Consider the following 22,051-nt stretch of genomic DNA (forward strand, 5'->3'; position numbering starts at 1 on the left):
ATGACGACAAGAGAGCGAAGATCGATCCTTTCCACGCCCATATGGTTCTTCATGGTCATCGTCTTCATCACCCAGCTGGATGGGGGAGCGGTGCCGACCATGCTGCCGTCCATCACACGGACCTTCGGCCTGACCACCATGGGCTCCTCCTGGGTGGTCGGACTCTACACCCTGGGACTGGTGGTGGGCACCCCCATCACCTCCAACCTCTCCGACGCCCACGGGACCAGGAAGGTCTTCCTCTGGGAGCTGGCCTTCTGGTTCCTTGGATGTCTGATGACGGCGGTCTCGCCCAACTATGCGGTCATGCTGCTGGGCCGGTTCATCCAGTCCCTGGGAGACAGCGGCATCATGGTCCTGTCCATGAACGTCCTGCTGCAGCGCGCCCGCAGGAACAACCAGGGCAGGAAGGTCTCCACGGTGGGCATCATCGCCGGTCTTTCCGCCATGGTCAGCCCGGTCCTTTCGGGCATGCTCCTGGGCATCACCCACGGATGGCGGGCCTACTACTTCATGATGCTGCCTTTCCTGGCCATTTTGTTCATCCTGGCCTGGTTCATGATGGGCGACTCCCAGACCGACCGCGCCTGGAAGACCGACTACCTGGGCCTGGGCTCCTTCAGCATCGCTCTGGCCCTGCTGATGGTGGCGATCACCTTCCTGCAGTACGGAACCGCCTATCTGGCCCTGATCATCGGATGCCTCCTGGTCACCGTGGTGGCCGGCGCGGTCTTCCTGGTGCATGAGCGCAATCTTGGCGGTTCAAGCGAGACCATGCCCTTCCTGCCCATCCGCCTGCTCAAGCTGCCCTCCTATGGACTCACCCTGCTGCTGGGGACCCTGGGAGGCATGTTCTTCTCCCTCTTCGTCTACATTCCAACCTACGTCCACTCCGTCTTCGGGCTCCCGGTCCGCTCGGCCGGCATGGTCATGGTTGGCGTCGGGCTCGGCTCTGTGGTCGGGTCCTGGCTTGGCGGGCTCCTGGTCGACAAGTTCGGCTATCGGACCACGCTCGTCTTCTCCTCATCGCTGATAGGCCTGATGGCCCTGGTGATCACCCTTACCCTGCACAACCTGCAGCTCTTCATGGTCCTGTCCTTCCTGATGGGGGTGGGCATGGGCTCCATGATGTCCTCGCCACTCCAGGTCATCGCCGGAAGGCTGGCCGGGCCCGAGAACCGTATGCAGGCCATCGGCGGGCTGTCGGCCTGCAAGAAGATCGGCACCACCATCGCCCCCCTGCTCTTCGCCTCAGCCATTGAGCTGGGCAAGGCGGGCGGACAGGCCGGGCTGGCCTCCTACAGGAACATGTTCCTGGTGGTCATCGTCATAGCCCTGGTCAATATCGGCCTGACATACTGCATTCCATTTTCACAGAAAGAAGTTGCTGATGACTGAACCTACAGCAGTCCTCCTCATGGCGTACGGCACCCCCTACCAGGAGTCCGACATCAGGGGGTACTACACCAACATCCGCCATGGGCAGGAGCCGCCCAAGCCGCTCATGGACCAGCTGGTCGGCCGTTACAAGGCCATCGGCCTGCCTTCGCCCCTGGCCAGGATCACCACGGCCCAGCGCGACGGCCTCCAGGCTGCGCTGGACAAGGCCCATCCCGGCGCCTACAAGGTCTACGAGGGGCTGAAGTACATCACCCCCTTCATCAAGGATGCGGTCGACCAGATCGCCGCCGACGGCATCACCAGGGTCATCGGCCTGCCACTGGCCCCGCAGTACTCCTCCTATTCGAGCGAGGACTACCACAACCGTGCCCGCAAGGCCGTCGAGGCCCATCCGGGCATGGAATACCTGCCGGTGCGGTCCTGGTGGAACCACCAGGAGCTGATCCACTTCTGGAGCGACCAGCTGGTGGCCAAGAAGGATCTGACCGACCGGCCGGACACCAAGGTGATCTTCAGCGCCCACTCCCTGCCCCTGCGCATCATCCAGGGAGGGGACCCCTACAAGGATGAGGTCATCGGCCTAAGCAATGCTGTGGCTCGGGCAGCCGGTCTCAATGAGGACCAGTACGTACTGGCGTGGCAGTCGGCAGGCCGCACCCAGGAGCCCTGGATCGGGCCTGATTTCGTCACCGTGGCCAAGGATCTGATCACCAAGAGCGGCATGAAGACCATTGTCTCCGCCTCCATCGGCTTCATCGCCGACAACCTGGAGATCTGCTACGACGTGGACATGGAGCTGGCCAAGGCCATCGAATCCGCCGGCGGCACCCTGACCAGGCTGAACATGCCCAACGACAGCCCAGCCCTGATCGCCACCCTGCAGCAGGTGGTCGAGGAGACCAAGGCCGAGTAACTGATACGAATTGTGCCCCCGTCCGGTTTGAGCCGGACGGGGGCACAATCTTTATTGGCAGCGAGTGTCAGTCAGCAGCTGTCAGTCAGGCGTTCATCCGTTGACGCGGTCGATGCCCTTCTGCACGTCGGAGAGGACCGAATCCCAGGAGTCGATGAAGGCGGCGACGCCATCGGCCTCCAGCTTGTCCGTCACGTCCTTGATGCTGATGCCCAGGTCAGCCAGCTTCTGCATCACCTGGTGGCTCTCCTCGTAGGTGCCCTTGACCGAAGGAGCGCCGTTGCCGTGGTCGGCCAGAGCGTTCAGGGTCTTCTCAGGCATGGTGTTGACCACGTCAGGGGCCACCAGCTCGTCCACGTACTTGCAGTCGGAGTAGGCGGCGTTCTTGGTGCCGGTGGAGGCCCAGAGCGGACGCTGACGCTTGGCGCCCTTGGCTTCCAGATCGGCCCAGCGGGGATCGCTGTCGAAAGCCTTCTCGAAGAGCTCGTAGGCCAGGCGGGCGTTGGCCACAGCGGCCTTGCCCTCCAGGGACTTGGCCTCGTCCGAGCCATTGGCCTCCAGCAGCTTGTCAACCGCGGTGTCCACGCGGGAGACGAAGAAGGAGGCGACCGAGCCCATGTGCTTCAGGTCATGGCCGTTCTTGTCGGCCTGGACCATGCCCTCGATGAAGGCGTCAATGACCTGCTTGTAGCGCTCCAGGGAGAAGATCAGGGTCACGTTGACCGAGATGCCCTTGGCCAGGGTGGCGGTGATGGCAGGCAGGCCCTCCAAAGTGGCGGGAATCTTGATCATGGCGTTGGGACGGTCGACCTTGGCCCAGAGTTCCTCGGCCTGCTTCTCGGTCTCTTCGGTGTTATGGGCCAGACGAGGATCGACCTCGATGGAGACACGTCCATCCACATAGTCGGTCTTCTCGGCAACTTCCCGGAAGATGTCGGTGGCGTTGCGCACGTCGGTGGTGGTCAGCTCGCGGACGGCTTCCTCGACGGGGATGCGGCCCAGCTGCTTGAGCTGTTCGTCATAGGGACCCACCTGGCTCAGTGCCTTCTGGAAAATCGAGGGGTTGGTGGTCACGCCCACCACATTGCGCTCGGCGATCAGCTGCTGCAGATTGCCCGATTCGATGCGGGTGCGGCTCAGATCGTCCAGCCAGATCGAGACACCTGAATCGCTGGTGCGCTGGGTGTTTGCATTTTCTGCCATCTTGTCACTCCTTATTTGGGTTCCCGATGGAATCACATTCACTATGCACTACCGGGAAGTCTGTTGCTGTATTCCCACAGGCCCGCGTTTCGGGCGTGCCTGCAAGGGGAGGGGGCCGGCGTCACGGACGGCCCCCCTATTGATCACGATGCCGGGTTCAGTTGGCCCGACGGACTTCCTCCAGGGAGGCCTGTGCTGCTTCGACCACATGATCGGCGGTGATGCCCAGGTCGCGCATGTTCTCATCGCCGCTTCCTTGCAGGCCGAACTGCTCGATGGAGACGGGCTTGCCATAGCTGCCCAGGTACTTGTACCAGGGCGTGGCCAGTCCGGCCTCGACGGAGACGCGGGCCTTGACGGAGGCGGGCAGAACAGCTTCCTTGTACTCGTCGTCCTGCTCCTCGAACCACTCCAGCGAGGGCACGGAGATGACGCGGGCCTTGACGCCCTGCTCGGCCAGGGTCTTGGAGGCTGCCACAGCGTGCTGCACCTCGGAACCGGTGGCCATGATCAGTACGTCGGGCTGGCCTTCGGTGTCGACCAGCACGTAGGCGCCCTTGCGGACGCCCTCGCGGGCCTTGGCCTTGGTCTCCTCCAGGGTGGGCACGCCCTGCCTGGTCAGGATCATGGCCGTGGGGTGCGTGTTGTCCTTCTCGAAGAAGGCGCGGTAGGCCTCAGCGGTCTCGTACTGGTCGGCCGGGCGCACAACCTCCATCTGGGGGATGGCGCGCACGGCGGTCAGGTGCTCGATGGGCTGGTGGGTGGGGCCATCCTCGCCCAGGGCCACGGAGTCGTGGGTCCACACATACAGGTTGGGGATGTCCATCAGGGCGGCCAGACGCACCGAGGGGCGCTCATAGTCGCTGAACTGGAAGAAGGTCCCGTTGTAGGGCCTGGTGTCCGAACCCAGCAGGATGCCGTTGGTGATGGCGCCCATGCCGAACTCGCGCACGCCGAAGTGCAGCTGGCGGCCGTACTTGCTGGCCTTGGGCCACTGGACGGTCTTGTCGGCCTCGGGGGCGAAGGAGACGGCACCGTTGATGTTGGTGTTGTTGGAGCCGCCCAGATCGGCGGATCCTCCCCAGAGCTCGGGCATGATGGGGGCCAGGGCGTTGATGACCGCGCCGGAGGCCTTGCGGGTGGCCACCTTGGAGCCGGGCTCGAAGCCAGACTCCAGGTCGTTCAGGGCCTTATCGAAGCCCTCGGGCAGCTTGCCGGCATGGATGCGGTCATAGAGGGCAGCCTTGTCGGGGTTGGCCTTGCGCCAGGCCTGGTACTTCTCGTCCCAGTCCTTGTGGGCGGCCAGGCCGCGCTGGGCGACCTCGCGGGCGTGGGCCAAGGCCTCCTCATCAATCTGGAAGCTCTGCTCAGGGTCGTAGCCCAGGGTCTTCTTCAGACCGGCGACGGCCTCGGCACCCAGGGCGGAGCCGTGGGCTGAAGGATCGTTGGTCTTGCCGGGGGTGGGCCAGGCCATCAGGGTGTCCACCTTGATGAACTTGGGACGGTCGGTGACCTGTTCGGCCTTCTCCAGGACGGCAGCCAGGCCCTCGACGTCCTCCTTGTAGGAGCCGTCGGGCTGGATGAAGCTGAACTCGTCGGTGTACCAGCCGTAGGCCTGGTAGCGCTTGAGAATGTCCTCACCCAGGGCGATGCGGGTGTCGCCCTCGATCTGGATGTGGTTGGCATCGAAGATGACGGTCAGGTTGCCCAGGCGCTGGTCGCCGGCCAGGGAGCTGGCCTCGGAGGAGACGCCCTCCTCGACGTCTCCCTCGCCGCAGATGACCCAGACCTTATGGTCGAAGGGGGACTGCCCCTCGGGTGCGTCCGGATCCAGCAGACCGCGCTCGTAACGCTGTCCATAGGCGAAGCCCACGGCCGAGGCCAGACCCTGGCCCAGCGGGCCGGTGGTCATCTCGATGCCGGGGGTCAGGCCGTACTCGGGGTGGCCGGGGGTCCTGGTGCCGGCGGTGCGGAAGCGCTTCAGATCGTCCAGGGTCAGTCCGTATCCGGAGAAGTATAGCTGCACGTACTGGGTCAGCGAGGCGTGGCCGCCGGAAAGAATGAACCGATCACGCCCAACCCAGTCGGGGTCGTTGGGGTCGTGACGGATGAAGTGCTGGTAGAGCGCGTAGGCGATGGGCGCCAGCGAAATAGGGGAGCCGGGGTGGCCGCTTCCGGCCTTCTCGACCGCGTCGGCCGAGAGGACCTTGGCCATCTTGACAGCCCGCTCATCGAGTTCGGACCATGTGAAATCTGCCATATGGTGCTGCTTTCCTTCCAATGTAGAGGTCTCCATGTTCGACTTGTGTCGAAAATGTTCGATTACCTTCACTATGCGTTTCCATCGTATCGGTTTGAGACGACACAATTCGGCTCTTCGCACGACGTTTTGGCACTCTCATGACCCGAGTGCTAATAATGAAACCATGACGGAAGGAGCGACATTGCCTAATACCAGACGCATGCTGGTGCTGCGCGCGGTCGTCGAGGACTATATCCGTTCTCGCGAGCCGGTAGGGTCGGGTTCGCTCACCAGAAATCATCAGCTTGGAGTCAGCTCCGCCACCGTGCGCAACGACATGGCGGCCCTGGAGAGCGAGGGCTACCTGATCCAGCCCCACACCTCGGCCGGCCGCATCCCCACCCAGAAGGGCTACCGTTACTTCGTCGACAGGCTGGCCACCATCGTGCCCCTGTCCGCCGCCCAGCGCCGGGGGATCAACGCCTTCCTGTCCGGGTCGGTCAACCTTGAGGACACCCTGCAGCACGCCGCCCGGCTTCTGGCCCAGATTACCGGGCAGATCGCCGTGGTGGCCTCGCCCTCCCTGGCCAGCTCGAACCTGCGCAGAGCCGAGCTTATAGGACTGAGCCGGGGGACCGTACTTATGGTGGTCATCACCGACACCGGCCGGGTGGTCCAGCGCACCCTGCACGGGCCCCTGCAGGAGGATCCGAACGCCCTGGCGGACCTCTCCGACCAGATCAACAGGCAGTGCCAGGACCTGCCCCTGGACCGCGCCGCCGACCGCTGCCGCCTGCTGGCCGACTCCCTTGCCGAGGGCCGCGACAAATCCATGCTGCGCCTGGTGGCCACGGTCTTCGACGAGATGGCCACCCGGGAGCAGACCAGCGGCCTCTATATGGCCGGCACCTCACAGCTGACCCACAGCCAGGCCGTCTCCCTGGGAGACTTGGGCTCACTCTTGGACGCCCTGGAGGAGCAGGTGGTGCTCATGCGGCTCATGCGGGCCCAGAGCGAGCTCTCACGTGAGAGCAATGGGGTCAGTGTGGCCATCGGCACCGAGACCCGGACCCCTGAGCTGGCCCACGCCTCAGTGGTCACCAGCGGATACGGGCATGCCCGGTCCAGGCAGACCGACGGCTCCGAAGCCGACGAGCCGGTCGCCTTTGTAGGCTCCATCGGCCCGACCCATATGGACTATCCGGCGACCATGAGCGCGGTTCGTGCCGTGGCCTCCTATCTGACCGGTTTCCTGGCCGGCGACGGGGAACCGTGACCGTCAAGGCAAACGCATAAGTCATAGGTATCGTGGGCCCATGCAACTATGGGTCGAGAGGGCATCAAACGAAAAGGATGATCGGTGGCAGATTACTACGAGGTTTTGGGAGTCGAGCGCGGCGCGAGCGATCAGGACATCAAGCGTGCCTATCGCAAGATGAGCCGCAAGTACCACCCGGACATCGCCGGGCCTGAATACGAGGACAAGTTCAAGGAGGTCAACAGCGCCTACGAGGTGCTCTCCGACCCCGAAAAGCGGCGCATGTACGACGCGGGCGTGGACCCCAACGATCCCCAGGCCTCCCAGGCAGGCGGCCCCTTCGACATGGGCGACGTCTTCAACCAGTTCTTCGGCGGCGGCTTCGGGGGCACCACCCAAGGGCCCATTCCGCGCACCCAGCCCGGCCGGGACGCCCTGGCCCAGGTCTCCGTGGACATGAAGACCGCCATCTTCGGCGGCGTGGTGCGCACCCCCATCAGCACCTACGGCCTCTGCCAGGAGTGCGGCGGCTCGGGGGCCCAGAAGGGAACCTCGCCGGTGACCTGCCCGGTCTGCAACGGCAAGGGCTATGCCCAGAAGGTGGTACGGACCCTGCTGGGGCAGATGATGAGCCAGGCACCCTGCGAGCGGTGCGAGGGCCACGGCACCATCATCGAGCACCCCTGCCCGGTCTGCAACGGCCATGGCCGTGTGCGCACCAGGCGCGAGGTGGGCGTCAACGTGCCCGCAGGCGTGGCTGACGGCTCCCGGCTGCGGCTGGCCTCCCAGGGAGAGGTGGGCGAGGGCGGCGGCGCAGCCGGCGACCTGTATGTGGACATCAGCATCAAGCCCGACAAGCACTACACCCGCAGCGGCCAGGACCTGCACTGCTGGATTGCCGTGCCCATGACCTGGGCCGTGCTGGGCCACCAGGTTGACCTGGAAACCTTCGACGGTCAGCGCCAGGTGGACATTCCCGCCGGCTGCCAGCCCGACCAGGAGATCACCATCAAGGGCCTGGGCGTCACCAGACTGGGCAACCGGGAGGAGCGCGGCGACATCATCGTCCACGTGCTGGTCCAGATCCCCACCAAGCTTGACGACGATCAGCGCCGCCTGATTGAGGACTTCGCCAACAGCCACGACTCCGAAGCCAAGCAGGTCCCGCAGAGTGCCAAGCCTGCCGGAGTGGGGGGCCGCAAGGGAATCTTCGGCAAGCTCAAGGACATCTTCAGCTGAGTCAGCTGATTCAGCCCAGCAGCGACCGGCACATGGACCTGTATTCGCTCACATAACCGCCGCCAAAGAAAGCGCAGTGCCCGGCGATGGCGTAGAGCTGCCAGAGCGTGGTCCGGTTCCGGTAACCGGCCGCCAGCGGGTGCACGCTCTGGTAGCCGTCCAGAATCTGCCCCAGGTAGGGGATGCCGAACAGCTGCAGCATGGCCAGGTCCTCCTCGCGGTGGCCGCCGTGGGCCGCAGGGTCGATCAGGACGGCCTGGGTGTTCCCGTCGTTCCTGGTCCACATGACGTTCCCGCTCCAAAGGTCCCCGTGGACCCGGGCGGGCTTGTCCTTGGCGGCAGCGCCCAGCAGCTCCGGCAGAGCCTGAATCACCTCTTCGGTCATCTTCATGTCATCGCGGTTCAGGGCACGCCGATCCATGGCCATGCCCACCATGGGCTCCAGCCGCCCCTCGCCCCAGTAGGTGGCCGGGTCTTCCCAGTCACCCACGTCCATGGGCAGCGGATCCTGCAGGGGTCCGAAGTAGCAGGTGCCCGTGTAGCCCTCGGGCGCGGAACCGAAGTGGTCGGCCCCGGCATCATGCATATGGGCCAGCTGGGCGCCGAAGCGGTAGGCCGCGCCAGGCGTGGGGGAGGCGGAGGTCACCTCCTCGATGTCCAGGTAGTCCGGGCCCCAGTCATAGACATCCACCACCCGGGGACCGCCCTGCGCCTGGGCCTGACCCAGCCATTGAAGCCCGCGCCCCTCGCACTCGAAGAATCCCGCCGGGGCCCCGCCCCTGGATTTTCTGTAGGTCTTGGCCATGATGATCCACACCCCTATTCGTCGAGTCGTCGATTCCGACAAGACCCATTGTGGGCATTCTGCGAGACATGCCCGGCCCTTGGCTCTGCCTGCCCTGCGCGGTGGCTATGCTTGCCATTGTTGTCCGACATAGCAAGAGGGGTCCATGAATTTCTTCGAAGCCATTCTGTTCGGCCTGGTGCAGGCCCTGACGGAGTATTTCCCCGTTTCATCCAGCGCCCATATCCGCATTGTGGGCGGCCTGCTGGGCCAGGATCCGGGCGCGGCCTTCACGGCCATCATCCAATTCGGCACCGAGCTGGCGGTCCTGCTCTACTTCCGGCATGACATCGCCCGCATACTGACCCACTGGTTCCGCTGCCTGGCCGGCAAGGACGGCTCCTCCTGGCGCGAGCGGATGGGTTCCAAGGACCATGACGCGGCCCTGGGCTGGTACATCATTCTGGGAACCCTGCCCATCGTGGTGGCTGGCCTGCTCTTCCAGAAGATCATCGAGACCAAGCTGCGCAACCTCTGGATCACCGTGGTGGTGCTGATCGTCTTCGGCCTGTTGCTGGACTACTTCGACCGCCACGGCCGCCAGAACAAGGAGATCCGCCAGATGAGCGCCCGGGACGCCCTGCTCTTCGGCATCGGGCAGATGCTGGCCCTTATCCCCGGCGTATCCCGCTCGGGCGGCACCATGACCTTCGGCCGCGCCCTGGGCTACACCCGCGAGTCCGCCACCCGGGTCAGCTTCCTCATGGCCATTCCCGCCGTCTTCGGCGCCGGCATACTCGAGACGGTAAAATCCTTGAAAAACATCAACGCGGACGCCGCCTTCCCTGGCTGGGGGGCCACCATCTGCGCCACCGTGGTCAGCTTCCTGCTGGGATACATCGTCATCATCGCCTTTTTGAAGATCGTCTCGCGCTTCTCCTACCGGGGATTCGTCATCTACCGGATCGGCCTGGCCATCTTCGTGGCCATCATGCTCATGGTCGGCGCCCTGCCCGCAGTAGGCGGCGTGGCGGCCAGCTGAGCCTGGGTGAACTGCCGGGGGATTCGACGCTCACTTGGCTACGTGATAGGATTTGGCCACGTGATGCCCAAGGTTGCGGGGGACAGGGGTCAGTGGGCATCCTGCATTCTTTGGGGAGGTTTGCCGTGGCTTCGTTGTCGACGTCTGCCGATTTTTGTATCCATAGGTTTAGCCTAAGGTCACTACTATCAGCATTATTGCTGATACCCCTGCTGCTGACCGGCATGGCAACCGGCACAGTCTTCGCCTCTGTTTCAGATGCCAACGAGGGAGAGGGCAGCTATCCTGATCAAATAGATGACGGTTCCCTAGGCCATCTACAACCTTCCAGTCTGCCTTCACCCTCGCCGCTGACGACTTCATCAATTTCCCCTTCTACTAGTCAGTCTCCAACTGGTCCTTCCCAATCCCCGAGAATCTCCCCGTCTAGCCCTTCTCCACCTATCGAAAGCCAGCCTTCTACCGATTCGCACACTGTGGTGTTCGACCCCGCCGATGGGACCAGATCTGAACGCGTGACCGTGCAGGATGGAGCCTTGGCATCACCACCTGCTGATAATCCGAAGCGTGACGGCTACCGGTTTGACGGCTGGTCCGAGCGTGACACACTGATGGATTTCCACACCCCGATCACCAGGGACATCATCTTGAAGGCCAGGTGGACCCCTGTTTCTAATTGGGCGCTCAATCCTGACCATGCTCCGGCTTCTGGTGACACCAGCATCACCATCACACCCCCGAATGCGGATTCGCTTTCCTTCAGCACATTGGCAGCCTATGACGACAAGCTGATCGGCATGACCGGCGATGGCCGCCTATTCACCTGGACACCGAACGCTGAAATGCCTGTTCAGGTGCCATCACCTTCAAATGCGTCCGACGACATGCGATTCATAGCTGGAGTCGTTGGTGATAGCTACGCGGCCTTGAGCCAGGACCACCGCATCTACACCTGGAATAAGAGCGAGGATACGCCAGCTTTGCTCGTCTCAGACTCCACAACGTACGCCAGCATTGCCATAGCTGCTGACCACCTCATAGCTGTGGGCCAAAACGGTAAAGTCCATGTTTGGACCAATATGGGTGAGTCAACAGGAAAGGCCATAAGTTTGCCCAGACAGGCATTGGCAGTCAAGGTGACTGGTAATGCGGACCGCCTGCTCGCCTTGGATAACAAGGGCCAGGTCTGGACTTGGAAGCCGGCGGCTACTGATGCTAAACAGATCCAACCAATCAAGCTTGCCAACCGCATTGTTCAGGTATCATCCATGCATCATGGCTTCGTGCTGCTGGACTCGACAGGCCAGACCAGCTATCTAGACAATGGACAAAGCCAGACAGAATCGCTGTTCTTGCCCGATCATTCTGCCGTGACAGCAATAAGCGTCAATACAACACAAGCAGCTTTGGTTGATTCCAAAGGCCGCATCTGGGCTTGGAAGCCCGGTGAAACACCCATCCGGGCGGATGACGGGAGCCAGCAGTACATGCAGGCCGTCAAGGCCGGCAGCAGGATCACCGCCATCGACCGGCAGGGCAACATGTTCGCGTGGAGCCTGGACGAGCAGGGTCAGCCCGGCAAGCCAGCCAGACTCGACACAACCCAGGTGCCCAGCCTGGAAACAGCCAGCATGGACGGCCAGCCGCTCAAACTCACCAGGAACAACGACTTATGGCAGACGAACATACCCGCCCACAAGCCGGGACCAGCCGCCATCACCATCACCGGCAGGCAGGACGGCCAGCCCTTCACCAGGAGCCTGAAGTACACGGTCGACCAGCCGCTGACACGAGACGTTGAACCACGATCCACACTCACGGTCCACTTCGATACGGGCGGAGGAAAACCAGAACCAGCAGACCAGAATTTCGCCACTCCGAACGGCAGGGTGAAGAGGCCCTCCCCAGACCCGGCGCGTGAGGGCTTCCTGTTCGACGGGTGGTTCATCGGTCAGATCGCCTATGATTTCAGCAAGCCCGTCGACAAGAACCTGACCCTGACCGCTAAGTGGACGCCGAAAAGCCGGAACAGCACATGGAGCATCAGTCCCGACAAGGGCAGTCAACTGGGCGGCGAATCCACGACCATCACCCCGCCAGACAGCGCCAGGCGAGGCATCAGATTCAGCCAGGTCAGCGCATCATCATTCGTCCCGGCTACAGACTTTGGTTTTTCTTTGGCCGTGGGCAGCGACGGCAACGCCTACGCCTGGGGAGGCAACAAGCAGGGTGAGCTCGGAGACGGGACAACCTCCGAAAACGCCCGGTCTACGCCGGTCATGGTGAAGCAGCCTGATCGCAAGACGTATCCGGACTTGCCTGCGGATTTCACCTACGTGCAGGTCAGCGCCGGAAGCTATCATTCGCTGGCCGTGGGCAGCGACGGAAACGCCTACGCATGGGGATTGAACGGCTATGGCCGGCTCGGCGACGGGACGACCACCGAACGGCATACGCCGGTCAGGGTCAAGAAGCCTGCAGGCACGCCCACGGATTTCAGCTACGTGCAGATCAGTGCCGGAGCTTTTCATTCGCTGGCTCTGGGCAGCGACGGGAACGTCTATGCCTGGGGATTAAACAACTTTGGCCAGCTCGGCGACGGGACGAGCACCGACCGAGCTACGCCGGTCAAAGTGGGGACACCTACAGGCACGCCCACGGATTTTACCTATACACAGATCGGTGCCGGATACCAGTTTTCGCTGGCCGTTGGCAGCGACGGATACGCCTACGCCTGGGGATGGAACTACTATGGCCAGCTCGGAAACAACAGCAAAAGCGGACTCTTTAGCCCGAATCCTAATCCTGTGCGCGTGCGCAACCCCGCCAGCCCCAATGATGCGGACAAAGGGCTGAAAGTTGTAAATGTCACAGCCGGATTCTGGTATTCGCTGGCCTTGGGCAGTGACGGCAACGTCTACGCCTGGGGATACAACAGCAAGGGTCAGCTCGGCAACAACAGCAGCAAGGATTCGACTGTTCCCGTGCTTGTGTCTGATTCCGCCAGCCCCACTGACACAAGCAAGGGACTGAAAGCCGTACTGGTCAGCACCGGGCAATATCATTCGCTGGCCTTGGGCAGTGACGGCAACGCCTACGCCTGGGGAGACAACGGCTATGGCCAGCTCGGCAACAACAGCATCCCTACAGGCTCAAATAACAACAAAGCCGGGAGTCTTGTTCCTGTGCCGGTGGTGTTCAACCTGCCGCCGGTGATAACCGGCGTCAGATTCGACACCAGCCCCGGCACGAACTTGAAAAGCGGCGATGGCGGCAGCGTCAGCGTACTCACGCCCGCACACCAGCCGGGCATGGTCACGGTCAGCGTGGACTACACGCTGGGCGGTACACCCCAAACGCCGGACACCTCCCTCCGATACACGTACCTGCCCGCAGGCGTGCTCCCAAGAGCCGGAGGGGAAGGCATCCTGCTGGCCCTGAGCACCGGCATGACTGGCATGTGCGGGGTCCTGGCCTCACGCCGCCACCGAAGAGAACAGCACCAGCTGCTTCACGCTTCGCACGAGTAGACAGGCCGGGAGGCGTATCAATCCCCCCGCCCCCGGCCACATAGGGGGAGCTGAGAGGAAAAGTGTCCCTGAAGGCTCAGCCCCAAGAAAGCTGACACTTCCTCTCGCGCCCCCACCACACTTCTGCAGAAAGAAGCCAAGGGCAGGCATGCACGCCCCCGCCCTGCCTCAGAGAGGAGGAACAGCGGCCAGGCTGGCCACTGGCAGAAACCCATAGCCAGCCCGGCTACTGTTTGCTCATATAGGCATGTATCGTATCAGCCCGTTCAACATCTATGGCAAAGTCGCTTTCAAATCCAGCCGATCCCGAATAATATGACCAGATTCACATTATTCCTGTACTTTGTCATAGACACGCTACAGGCAATGATGCTCGGCTTCTGAATCACTCGGTTTTCCACGATTACCAGGTTTCCGCCGTCTTTCTGGCCTGCAGGATTCGTGTCAAGCAGCTCCGCTACGATGCCGAGTCCGTTACGACTGGCCGGGTTTACGAAAAGCAAGATTCAGCTGCCTTGATGCGTTACCATGAAAACTCCTTCGGCACTTCGGCACTCCTGCGGTCTCAATAGGCCGTATGCAAAGGACTGAAGTGCGCAAAAGAAGGTCTAATATACGGGATTAGAGGAGGCCGATTGGCTGGTATGGAGGTGATGGACCATATCACGCCATCCAATACCTTTCGCTTCCCGCAGCACCAACCGGTGGCTACAAGCCGCCCTGTTAGGATGTTGAGGATCAGCCATGCATTTCACAGTAGACAACCTTGAAGAGGTATTTCCCCTGGCAGAATTCATAGCCGATTCCTTCGGTCCTATGGCCGAGATTGTTGTGCATGACATCACCCGCCCGGAGAATTCCATCGTCTTCATCCGCAACGGGCAGCTCTCCGGACGCTCCCTGGGTGACGGGATTACTGATCAGACGCTCCAACTGGCCATACGGGCCGACCAGGACGGGGCCGACTTCGTCTCCGACTATCGTGGGCGCCGCCTGAACAAGCACGAGTTCCGCGTTTCCTCCTACCTGGTCCGCAACCTGGAGCAAACCGTCATTGGCCTGCTCTGCATCAGCATCAACATCACCGAGCTGCAGCAGGCCGCCCATGTGCTGCAGACCCTGTCCTCGATCGACTCCGACGATGTGCAGATCTCAACGGAGACCTCGCGCAGCCACATAAGCGAGGAGCCCGCGGAGAACATCCGCAGGATCACCCGGGATGAGGTCCGCCAGTTCAACATCCCCATGGACAAGCTGACCAAGCAGGACAGGTTGGACATCATCCGCAACATCAAGGACCGGGGCATCTTCCTCATCAAGGGCGCGGTGGGCATCGTAGCCCCCGAGCTCAAGATTTCGATCCCCACCCTCTACCGGTACCTGCAGGCCCTCAAATAGGGCCTAAAAAGTAAAACCTCCGGCGGCAGGAGAGGGGGGTATATTTCTGTGCCGCCGGAGGAGCTTTACAGCACGGTTGTCGCCACTGGCGACAACCGGGACGTGGCCACACAGACAGACCACGCAAGTATGACATAGGTAAAACAGGGAGCCCACAGTTTCCTCAAGCTGTGATGCATTGCAGAATCAGCCAGGCTAGTTACGTGCCCTCATTGGCCTAGGCCTTTCTTCATACTATCACCTCTTCAAGGATGCATCAGGTACTCCCGTTTCTGGCAGGTCCCCCGACCTGTTGCTAAGAGCAAATTATCACAAGGTCCCGGACATGCTCAACACTCCGTTCGCTATCCGCAATGACAACCGGCATTGCAAGCGCCAGACAGTGCGCAATTCAGCGGGATTGGCTGCTCTAAGCGAGCCTGAACAGTAAACCTTGGATGGATTGGTAACAATAATTTATTAGCTAAATTCCTGATTCAGTAATCTGCGAGTCGAATATCAATGAGAGTTGATAAGGTTTGCAAACCAACAAACACTGACTGATGACTATCACTAGAAAGGAGATAGGGGAGAGGTAGAAAATCCAGGTGGGCGATGCAGGAATCGAACCTGCGACCCCTTCGGTGTGAACGAAGTGCGCTAGCCGCTGCGCCAATCGCCCGGATTGGAAAAGACCACCGAAGTGATCCTCGTGGGCGATACTGGATTCGAACCAGTGACCCCTTCCGTGTCAGGGAAGTGCGCTACCTCTGCGCCAACCGCCCGGGTCATTCTCGTTTCGAGAGAGAGGTGGGTACGAGAGTCGAACTCGTCTATACGGCTTTGCAGGCCGCTGCCTAACCGCTTGGCTAACCCACCGTATTGGTTAAACTGCTCGAAACCTCGAGCGGGCAACGGGACTCGGACCCGCGGTCTCGACCTTGGCAAGGTCGCGCTTTACCAACTAAGCTATGCCCGCACATTCAACTTTCACCGTGGTGGTGACTGCCGAAGCACGTTGCACTACTGTAGCGTAGACCTCCGCACTTGGCAAAAAGCGCGTGTCGCCGCGTCATAGAGCCACCCTCCGCTGATGGCAAAGCCGCGCAATACAAGGCTTCCTACCGGTAGGGTGAGAGGTATGAGTGAAGAAGCCAGGCAGCACTGCACCATGGTGGCCGCCTTCGATGGCTGGAACGATGCGTGCTCAGCCTCGACCAACGTCATCCGCCACCTTTTGAACGTCTACGAGTCCCACGAGATCGGCAGCATTCCGGGCGACGGGTTCTACGACTATCAGATGTCACGGCCCATGCTCTGCCATGTGCAGGGTCGGCGGCGGATCATCTGGCCCTCCGCCAAGATCTACCGGGTGCAGATTGATGACACCCACACTCTCCTGCTGGAGATGGGTCCGGAGCCCAACTACCACTGGAGCGACTTCTGCCGACGCAGCATCCACTGGGCCGAAGACGACGAGGCGGAGGCCATCATCACCCTGGGCGCCATGTTCGCCGACTGCCCCCACACCAGGCCCCTGCCCATCGACGATCTGGCCGGCGACCAGCCCAAGACCGACACCGACGGTCACTCCGGCCCCATAGGAATCCCCACCGTCCTGGATGCCCTGGCCACCCAGGACGGCTACAGCACCGAGTCCATCTGGGTCTCCGTGCCCCAGTACCTGGGCAGCGACGAGTGCGCCCAGGGCACCCTGCAGCTCCTGCAAAGACTCTCGGCCATGCTTGGTGTCCACCTTGACGAGGGGGAGCTGCCCCACAAGGCCGCCGAATGGAAGGCCCAGGCCGGCATGCTGCTGCGCTGCAACGACGACCTGGCCAACTACGTCCACCGTCTGGAGATGGATGTCGACCAGGCCCAGGTGGACGAGCCGGCCGCCGAGGAGCTGGTCCGGGAAGCCGAGGATTATCTGCGCTCCATGGGCAACAAAGGCCCCTCCTTGTCTGAGTGACGACCTAGGCTGTGGCTCGATAACCATGTCCAGCCTGCACCCTGTAACGCGGGCTCCGATAGCAAGGACGGCATTCATGACACAGTCGAGCATCTCCATCATCGTCAAGGGCGAACGAAAGGAGGTGGCGGCGGATCAGACCGGCGTCCAGCTTTTTGCTGACGACAAGGACATCATCGCCGTCGACCTCAACGGGCAGCCACGTGACCTCTACACACCCCTGCATGAGGGCGACAAGGTCGAGCCCATCACCCTGGAGAGCGACCAGGGATTGGCCATCATGCGGCACTCGGCCACCCACGTCATGGCGCAGGCCGTCCAGGAGATTCGTCCGGACGCCAAGCTGGGCATCGGTCCGGCCATCAAGGATGGCTTCTATTACGACTTCGACGTGGACAGGCCCTTCACCCCCGACGACCTCAAGCAGATCGAGCAGCGGATGAAGCGGATCATCAAGTCCTCCCAGAGCTTCCGCCGGCGCGTGGTCACCGAGGAGGAGGCCCGCAAGGAGGAGGCCGACCAGCCCTACAAGCTGGAGCTGATCGGAGCCAAGGAGGCCGAGATCAACAGCGAGGAGGCCACCGAGGTGGCCACCGGCGGCGAGCTGACCATGTATGACAACCTGGACCGCGAGGGCAACACGGTCTGGAAGGACCTCTGCCGGGGCCCCCACCTGCCCAACACCCGCTACATCCGCAGCTTCAAGCTCATGCGCACGGCAGCCGCTTACTGGCGCGGGGACGAGAAGAACCCCATGCTCCAGCGCATCTACGGCACTGCCTGGGCCAACAAGGACGACATGAAGGCCTACGCCGCCCGTCTGGAGGAGGCCGCACGCCGCGACCACCGCAAGCTGGGCGCCGAGATGGACCTCTTCTCATTCCCCGACGAGATCGGGCCCGGACTGCCCGTCTTCCACCCCAAGGGCGCGGCCGTCATCAACGCCATGGAGGACTACTCCCGTCAGATGCACCGGCGCAACGGCTACTCCTTCGTGCAGACCCCGCATATCACCAAGGGCCACCTCTACGAGATTTCGGGCCACCTGCAGTGGTACAAGGACGGCATGTACCCGCCCATGCACCTGGACGAGGAGAAGGACGCCAACGGCAAGGTCACCCGCCAGGGCTTCGACTACTACCTGAAGCCCATGAACTGCCCCATGCACAACCTGATCTTCAAGTCCCGCCAGCGCTCCTACAAGGAGCTGCCCCTGCGGCTGTTCGAGTTCGGCACTGTCTACCGCTACGAGAAGTCCGGCGAGGTCCACGGCCTGACCCGCGTGCGCGGCCTGACCCAGGACGACTCCCACATCTACTGCACCAGGGACCAGATGAAGGGGGAGCTGACCAACCTGCTCCAGTTCGTGCTCAAGGTCTTGAAGGACTTCGGCCTCAACGACTTCTACCTGGAGCTGTCCACCAAGGATCCCAACAAGTTCGTCGGCTCCGACGAGGTCTGGGAGGAGGCCACCAACACCCTGGCCGAGGTGGCCAAGGACTCCGGGCTGGAGCTGGTCGACGACCCCGAGGGCGCCGCCTTCTACGGGCCCAAGATCTCCGTGCAGGCCCGGGATGCCATCGGACGCACCTGGCAGGTCTCCACCATTCAGCTGGACTTCAACCTGCCCGAGCGCTTCCAGCTGGAGTACATCGCCGCCGACGGCTCCCACCAGCGTCCGGTCATGATCCACCGGGCACTCTTCGGATCCATCGAGCGCTTCTTCGCCATCCTGCTGGAGCACTACGCCGGCGCTTTCCCAGCCTGGCTGGCCCCGGTCCAGGTGCAGGCCGTGCCCGTGGCCGACGAGTTCGCCCCCCACCTGGAGCACCTGCTGGACCAGCTGCGCGATGACATGGTCCGCTGCGAGATCGACCGCTCCGACGACCGCTTCGGCAAGAAGATCCGCAACGCGGCCAAGTCCAAGGCCCCCTTCATCCTGATCGCCGGCGAGGAGGATGTCTCCAAGAACGCGGTCTCCTTCCGCTTCCGCGACGGCAGCCAGCTCAACGGCGTGCCCGTGGAGCAGGCCCGCGCCTGGATCAACGAGGCCATCAAGGTCCGCGCCCAGATCAACTCGGCGGACGACTTCCGAGCAAACACCTCCTGCAGTCAGGACTGACCAATGTTCGAGCATCTACGGCGCCCCTGGAAGCGCATCATCGCCCCCATCGCCCGCGGCCTGGTTCGTCTGGGCGTGAGCGCCAACGGTGTCACCATCATCGGAGCCGTAGGCACCACACTGGTTGCCATCGTGACCGGGTTCACCGGCTGGCTCCTGCCCGGGGCCATCGTCCTGGCCATCCTGGTGGCCTTCGACTCCCTGGATGGTTCCGTGGCCGCACTGACCGGCGGTGGCACCCAGTTTGGGGGCTTCCTGGACTCCACCCTTGACCGGATAGCCGACTGGGCCGTCCTGACCGGGGTCATCATCTACCTGCGCCGCCACGAGCTGGCCTGGGTGGCCGATGGCAGCCACCAGGGTCCCGACATCTGGGCCCAGGTGGGCATGGCTGCTGCGCTCTTCGCCATCATGACCTCCTTCGTCACCTCCTACGCCCGGGCCCGGGCCGAGGCCGAGGGCTTCGAGGCCAAGAACGGCATCGCCACCAGGTCGGACCGGCTGGTCATCATCCTGGTGGGCATGGCCCTGACCGGTGCCGGGCTGCCCTTGGCCGTGCTCAGCTGCTTCCTGGTCCTGCTGGCTTTGCTGGGCATCGTCACCGTCTGGCAGCGGATCAGCCACGTCGCCAAGGACATGGGCCGCAACCCGCAGCCTGCCAATCCCAACCACGAGTGAGCCTATGCCGGACCGACTGCTCATCTTTCTGGCGCAGCACGCGCGTCTGATGCCCGAGGGGCTGTTGCGCGGCCTCTTCCTGGCAGCGGCCGACCTCTGCTGGCTCTTCCGGATAGGCGGCGTCAGACAGCTGGAGCGCAACCTGGCCCATGTCATGCCAGAGGCCGATCATCGCAGCCTGCGGCGCACCTCGCGCCAGGGCATGCGCTCCTACTTCGTCTACTTCGTCGAGGCCCTGACCGTGGGAGCACGCACCAAGGAGCAGCTGTTGGCTCGTATACACGGTGGCGGCAACGCCTACCCGACACCGGCCAAGACCGACATCGGCCTGCGCTCCCTGCCCATCGGCATGGGCCATCAGGGCAACTGGGACTACGCGGGCTTCTGGGCCTGCTCCACGGTCGGCCAGGTCACCACGGTCGCGGAGCGGCTGAGGGACCAAGGCATGCTCAACACCTTTGCGGACATCCGTCGCCGTCTGGGCATGAACATCCTGCTGACCGGCGAGCCGGACATCACCGGCCGTCTGACGACCCTGCTGCGGAAGCCTGACCAGGTGGTGCCCCTGCTGGCCGACCGTGATCTGAGCCGCCGAGGCGTCTTCGTCAAGGCCTTCGACTCCTGGATTCGTGTGGCCGCAGGTCCTGCCGTCATCGCCTTGGATGCCCATCTGCCCCTGTATACCGTGAACATGCACAGGGAAAGGCTGACGGGGGAGCGCCGCCGGCAGGCCAAGGCCCCCTATGGTTATGTCTGCCAGGTGGATGGGCCCATCGCCATCGAGCCCTACCTGGACATGCCCCGGGAGCAGGCCATCAACGACCTGACCCAGGCATGGGTGGACCAGTGGGCCCAGGGCATTCGCGAACATCCCGAGGACTGGCACATGCTCCAGCCGATTTTCCTTGAGGATCTGGATCTTTCCCGGATGCACGACCTGCCGGACTTCATCCTGGCCCAGGCATCCAAGAACAAGGGAGGTGACGGGCATGAAGGCACCCGAGCAAAGGCCTGAGCAGGAGCCGGAGCGGGCCGCCATCAAGGCGCCCCTGCGGGTGGGGATCATCTCGCCCTACTCCTTCGAAACCCCGGGCGGCGTCCAACTGCACATCCGCGACTTCGCCAGGCATCTTATGGACCGTGGCCACCAGGTGCAGGTCCTGGCCCCGGGCCGACGCACACAGGACATGCCTCTCTGGGTGCAGACCACCGGTTCCTCCTTCTCCATTCCCTACAACGGATCCGTGGCCAACCTGAGCTACTTTGGCGTGGCCGGCCACAAGACCAGGCAGTGGGTCAGACAGGGCCACTTCGACATCCTGCACCTGCACGAGCCCGAGGTCCCCTCCCTGAGCCACAAGCCTCTGAGGCCCGGATTCATTCCCTGCCCCTATGTGGCCACCTTCCATGCGGCCTTCGATTCGACGCCGCTGGCACTGAGACTGACCAGGCGCTACCTGCGCCGATATCTGGCCAACATCAGCCACGCCATCTTCGTCAGTCCCTCGGCCATGCAGAACGCCAAGAATCTACTGGAACCGGGCATACCCAGCCAGATCATCCCCAACGGCATCGAGACCCGAGCCCTGCGCAATGCCCGGCCGCGACCAGAATGGCAGGGGAGCGAGCGGGAGCCCACCATCGGATTCCTGGGACGGATGAAGGAGGAGCGCAAGGGGTTCAGGATTCTGGCCCAGGCCGCACCTGCCATTCTGCAGCGCGTGCCCGGAGCCCGCTTCCTGTGCGCTGGGGACGGCCAGGCGGAGGCACGGAAAATACTTGAAGCCGTCGATCCCGGACTGGCCCGACACTTCACCTTCCTGGGTCGGATCAGCGACGAGGACAAGGCCTCCTTCTATCACAGCCTGAATCTGTATGTGGCCCCGCAGACCGGGGGGGAGAGCTTTGGCATCGTGCTGGTCGAGGCCATGGCTGCTGGCTGCCCGGTGGTGGCCTCGGACCTGCCGGCCTTCGAGGATGTCTCCCAGAAGGGCCACAGCGCGCGTCTGTTCGCCATCGGGGACCCCCAGGACTGCACCCGGGTGATCCTGAGCCTGCTGGATGACCGACCCGCACGGCTGAACCTGGCCTCGTGCGGAATGCGTCGGGCCAGCGACTACGACTGGGAGCGGGTCACCGACCAGGTTCTGGATGTCTATGCCCGTGCCCTGGCGGCCCGGCCCGATCATCGCCGTGGCCTGCTGGGCAGACTGGTGGGCCGGAAGGCTGGTTCTCCTTACGATGAAGCCCCCACGAACGGGCCTGAAAACCCGTAAAATTGTCGAAGAGC

General features: G+C 62.8%; 15 protein-coding genes and 4 tRNA genes. 12 read left to right on the forward strand and 7 right to left on the reverse strand.

Annotated elements, in window-relative coordinates:
• Both H3T89_RS02245 and hemH read left to right on the forward strand, forming a co-directional pair.
• Window positions 1-1,398, forward strand: coding sequence for an MFS transporter (locus H3T89_RS02245; RefSeq protein ID WP_198216107.1), 1,398 nt, complete (start codon window positions 1-3; stop codon window positions 1,396-1,398).
• The gene (hemH, locus tag H3T89_RS02250; protein ID WP_198216108.1) at window positions 1,391-2,314 is read left to right on the forward strand and encodes a ferrochelatase; all 924 of its coding nucleotides are present in this window, start codon (window positions 1,391-1,393) and stop codon (window positions 2,312-2,314) included. The genes H3T89_RS02245 and hemH overlap by 8 nt, the downstream gene beginning before the upstream one ends.
• 93 nt (window positions 2,315-2,407) lie before the next feature.
• On the opposite strand, the gene tal is transcribed toward hemH, so the two are convergent.
• Window positions 2,408-3,517, reverse strand: coding sequence for a transaldolase (gene tal / locus H3T89_RS02255; RefSeq protein ID WP_015021831.1), 1,110 nt, complete (start codon window positions 3,515-3,517; stop codon window positions 2,408-2,410).
• 157 nt (window positions 3,518-3,674) lie between these two features.
• Window positions 3,675-5,777, reverse strand: coding sequence for a transketolase (gene tkt, locus H3T89_RS02260; RefSeq protein WP_198216109.1), 2,103 nt, complete (start codon window positions 5,775-5,777; stop codon window positions 3,675-3,677).
• A 184-nt stretch (window positions 5,778-5,961) separates the two neighbouring features.
• Between tkt and hrcA the strand changes: the two genes are divergently transcribed.
• The gene (hrcA, locus tag H3T89_RS02265; RefSeq protein WP_198216110.1) at window positions 5,962-7,035 is read left to right on the forward strand and encodes a heat-inducible transcriptional repressor HrcA; all 1,074 of its coding nucleotides are present in this window, start codon (window positions 5,962-5,964) and stop codon (window positions 7,033-7,035) included.
• Between the two features lie 84 nt (window positions 7,036-7,119).
• Window positions 7,120-8,256, forward strand: a complete 1,137-nt coding sequence (gene dnaJ / locus H3T89_RS02270) for a molecular chaperone DnaJ (protein ID WP_198216111.1) — start codon at window positions 7,120-7,122, stop codon at window positions 8,254-8,256.
• A gap of 10 nt (window positions 8,257-8,266) precedes the next feature.
• Here the strand turns inward: dnaJ and H3T89_RS02275 are convergent, their stop codons facing one another.
• Window positions 8,267-9,061, reverse strand: coding sequence for a fructosamine kinase family protein (locus H3T89_RS02275; RefSeq protein ID WP_198216112.1), 795 nt, complete (start codon window positions 9,059-9,061; stop codon window positions 8,267-8,269).
• A gap of 145 nt (window positions 9,062-9,206) precedes the next feature.
• On the opposite strand from H3T89_RS02275, the gene H3T89_RS02280 reads away from it, so the two are divergent.
• The 3 genes from H3T89_RS02280 (at window position 9,207) to H3T89_RS02290 (ending at window position 15,010) form a co-directional block, all read left to right on the forward strand.
• Entirely contained in the window at window positions 9,207-10,082 is an 876-nt protein-coding gene (locus H3T89_RS02280; RefSeq protein ID WP_029678827.1) for an undecaprenyl-diphosphate phosphatase, read from the forward strand.
• A 224-nt stretch (window positions 10,083-10,306) separates the two neighbouring features.
• Window positions 10,307-13,612 (forward strand): RCC1 domain-containing protein, encoded by a 3,306-nt coding sequence (locus tag H3T89_RS02285; protein WP_232348382.1) that lies wholly within the window; start codon window positions 10,307-10,309, stop codon window positions 13,610-13,612.
• Window positions 13,613-14,356: 744 nt separating this feature from the next.
• Window positions 14,357-15,010 carry a helix-turn-helix transcriptional regulator gene (locus H3T89_RS02290; RefSeq protein ID WP_198216114.1) on the forward strand — a complete coding sequence of 218 codons (654 nt, stop codon included), beginning with the start codon at window positions 14,357-14,359 and terminating at the stop codon, window positions 15,008-15,010.
• A gap of 588 nt (window positions 15,011-15,598) precedes the next feature.
• On the opposite strand, the gene H3T89_RS02295 is transcribed toward H3T89_RS02290, so the two are convergent.
• The 4 genes from H3T89_RS02295 to H3T89_RS02310 form a co-directional block, all read right to left on the reverse strand.
• Window positions 15,599-15,671: transfer RNA gene (locus tag H3T89_RS02295), tRNA-Val, on the reverse strand.
• Between the two features lie 31 nt (window positions 15,672-15,702).
• A tRNA-Val gene (locus H3T89_RS02300) sits at window positions 15,703-15,774 on the reverse strand.
• Window positions 15,775-15,797: 23 nt separating this feature from the next.
• Window positions 15,798-15,868: transfer RNA gene (locus H3T89_RS02305), tRNA-Cys, on the reverse strand.
• Window positions 15,869-15,895: 27 nt separating this feature from the next.
• A tRNA-Gly gene (locus tag H3T89_RS02310) sits at window positions 15,896-15,968 on the reverse strand.
• A gap of 162 nt (window positions 15,969-16,130) precedes the next feature.
• On the opposite strand from H3T89_RS02310, the gene H3T89_RS02315 reads away from it, so the two are divergent.
• The 5 genes from H3T89_RS02315 (at window position 16,131) to H3T89_RS02335 (ending at window position 22,037) form a co-directional block, all read left to right on the forward strand.
• Window positions 16,131-16,961 (forward strand): PAC2 family protein, encoded by an 831-nt coding sequence (locus H3T89_RS02315; protein ID WP_198216115.1) that lies wholly within the window; start codon window positions 16,131-16,133, stop codon window positions 16,959-16,961.
• 76 nt (window positions 16,962-17,037) lie between these two features.
• Window positions 17,038-19,083, forward strand: coding sequence for a threonine--tRNA ligase (gene thrS / locus H3T89_RS02320; protein ID WP_015021822.1), 2,046 nt, complete (start codon window positions 17,038-17,040; stop codon window positions 19,081-19,083).
• 3 nt (window positions 19,084-19,086) lie between these two features.
• A complete protein-coding gene (gene pgsA / locus H3T89_RS02325) occupies window positions 19,087-19,761 on the forward strand; it encodes a phosphatidylinositol phosphate synthase (RefSeq protein WP_198216116.1) in 675 nt (224 codons plus the stop codon).
• Between the two features lie 4 nt (window positions 19,762-19,765).
• Window positions 19,766-20,776, forward strand: a complete 1,011-nt coding sequence (locus tag H3T89_RS02330; RefSeq protein ID WP_198216117.1) for a phosphatidylinositol mannoside acyltransferase — start codon at window positions 19,766-19,768, stop codon at window positions 20,774-20,776.
• Window positions 20,751-22,037, forward strand: a complete 1,287-nt coding sequence (locus H3T89_RS02335) for a glycosyltransferase family 4 protein (RefSeq protein ID WP_198216118.1) — start codon at window positions 20,751-20,753, stop codon at window positions 22,035-22,037. Before H3T89_RS02330 ends, H3T89_RS02335 begins: the two co-directional genes overlap by 26 nt.
• Window positions 22,038-22,051 lie beyond the last annotated feature (14 nt).

This window comes from Bifidobacterium sp. W8114 (assembly GCF_016101165.1).
Taxonomy (GTDB): Bacteria; Actinomycetota; Actinomycetes; order Actinomycetales; family Bifidobacteriaceae; genus Bombiscardovia; species Bombiscardovia asteroides.

Bases quoted from the DNA above. Each gene is read 5' to 3' on its own strand.
- H3T89_RS02245 (WP_198216107.1), top strand. From the start codon at position 1: ATGACGACAAGAGAGCGAAGATCGATCCTTTCCACGCCCATATGGTTC.
- hemH (WP_198216108.1), top strand. From the start codon at position 1,391: ATGACTGAACCTACAGCAGTCCTCCTCATGGCGTACGGCACCCCCTAC.
- tal (WP_015021831.1), bottom strand. From the start codon at position 3,517: ATGGCAGAAAATGCAAACACCCAGCGCACCAGCGATTCAGGTGTCTCG.
- tkt (WP_198216109.1), bottom strand. From the start codon at position 5,777: ATGGCAGATTTCACATGGTCCGAACTCGATGAGCGGGCTGTCAAGATG.
- H3T89_RS02275 (WP_198216112.1), bottom strand. From the start codon at position 9,061: ATGGCCAAGACCTACAGAAAATCCAGGGGCGGGGCCCCGGCGGGATTC.
- H3T89_RS02280 (WP_029678827.1), top strand. From the start codon at position 9,207: ATGAATTTCTTCGAAGCCATTCTGTTCGGCCTGGTGCAGGCCCTGACG.
- H3T89_RS02285 (WP_232348382.1), top strand. From the start codon at position 10,307: ATGGCAACCGGCACAGTCTTCGCCTCTGTTTCAGATGCCAACGAGGGA.
- H3T89_RS02290 (WP_198216114.1), top strand. From the start codon at position 14,357: ATGCATTTCACAGTAGACAACCTTGAAGAGGTATTTCCCCTGGCAGAA.
- H3T89_RS02315 (WP_198216115.1), top strand. From the start codon at position 16,131: ATGAGTGAAGAAGCCAGGCAGCACTGCACCATGGTGGCCGCCTTCGAT.
- thrS (WP_015021822.1), top strand. From the start codon at position 17,038: ATGACACAGTCGAGCATCTCCATCATCGTCAAGGGCGAACGAAAGGAG.
- pgsA (WP_198216116.1), top strand. From the start codon at position 19,087: ATGTTCGAGCATCTACGGCGCCCCTGGAAGCGCATCATCGCCCCCATC.
- H3T89_RS02330 (WP_198216117.1), top strand. From the start codon at position 19,766: ATGCCGGACCGACTGCTCATCTTTCTGGCGCAGCACGCGCGTCTGATG.
- H3T89_RS02335 (WP_198216118.1), top strand. From the start codon at position 20,751: ATGAAGGCACCCGAGCAAAGGCCTGAGCAGGAGCCGGAGCGGGCCGCC.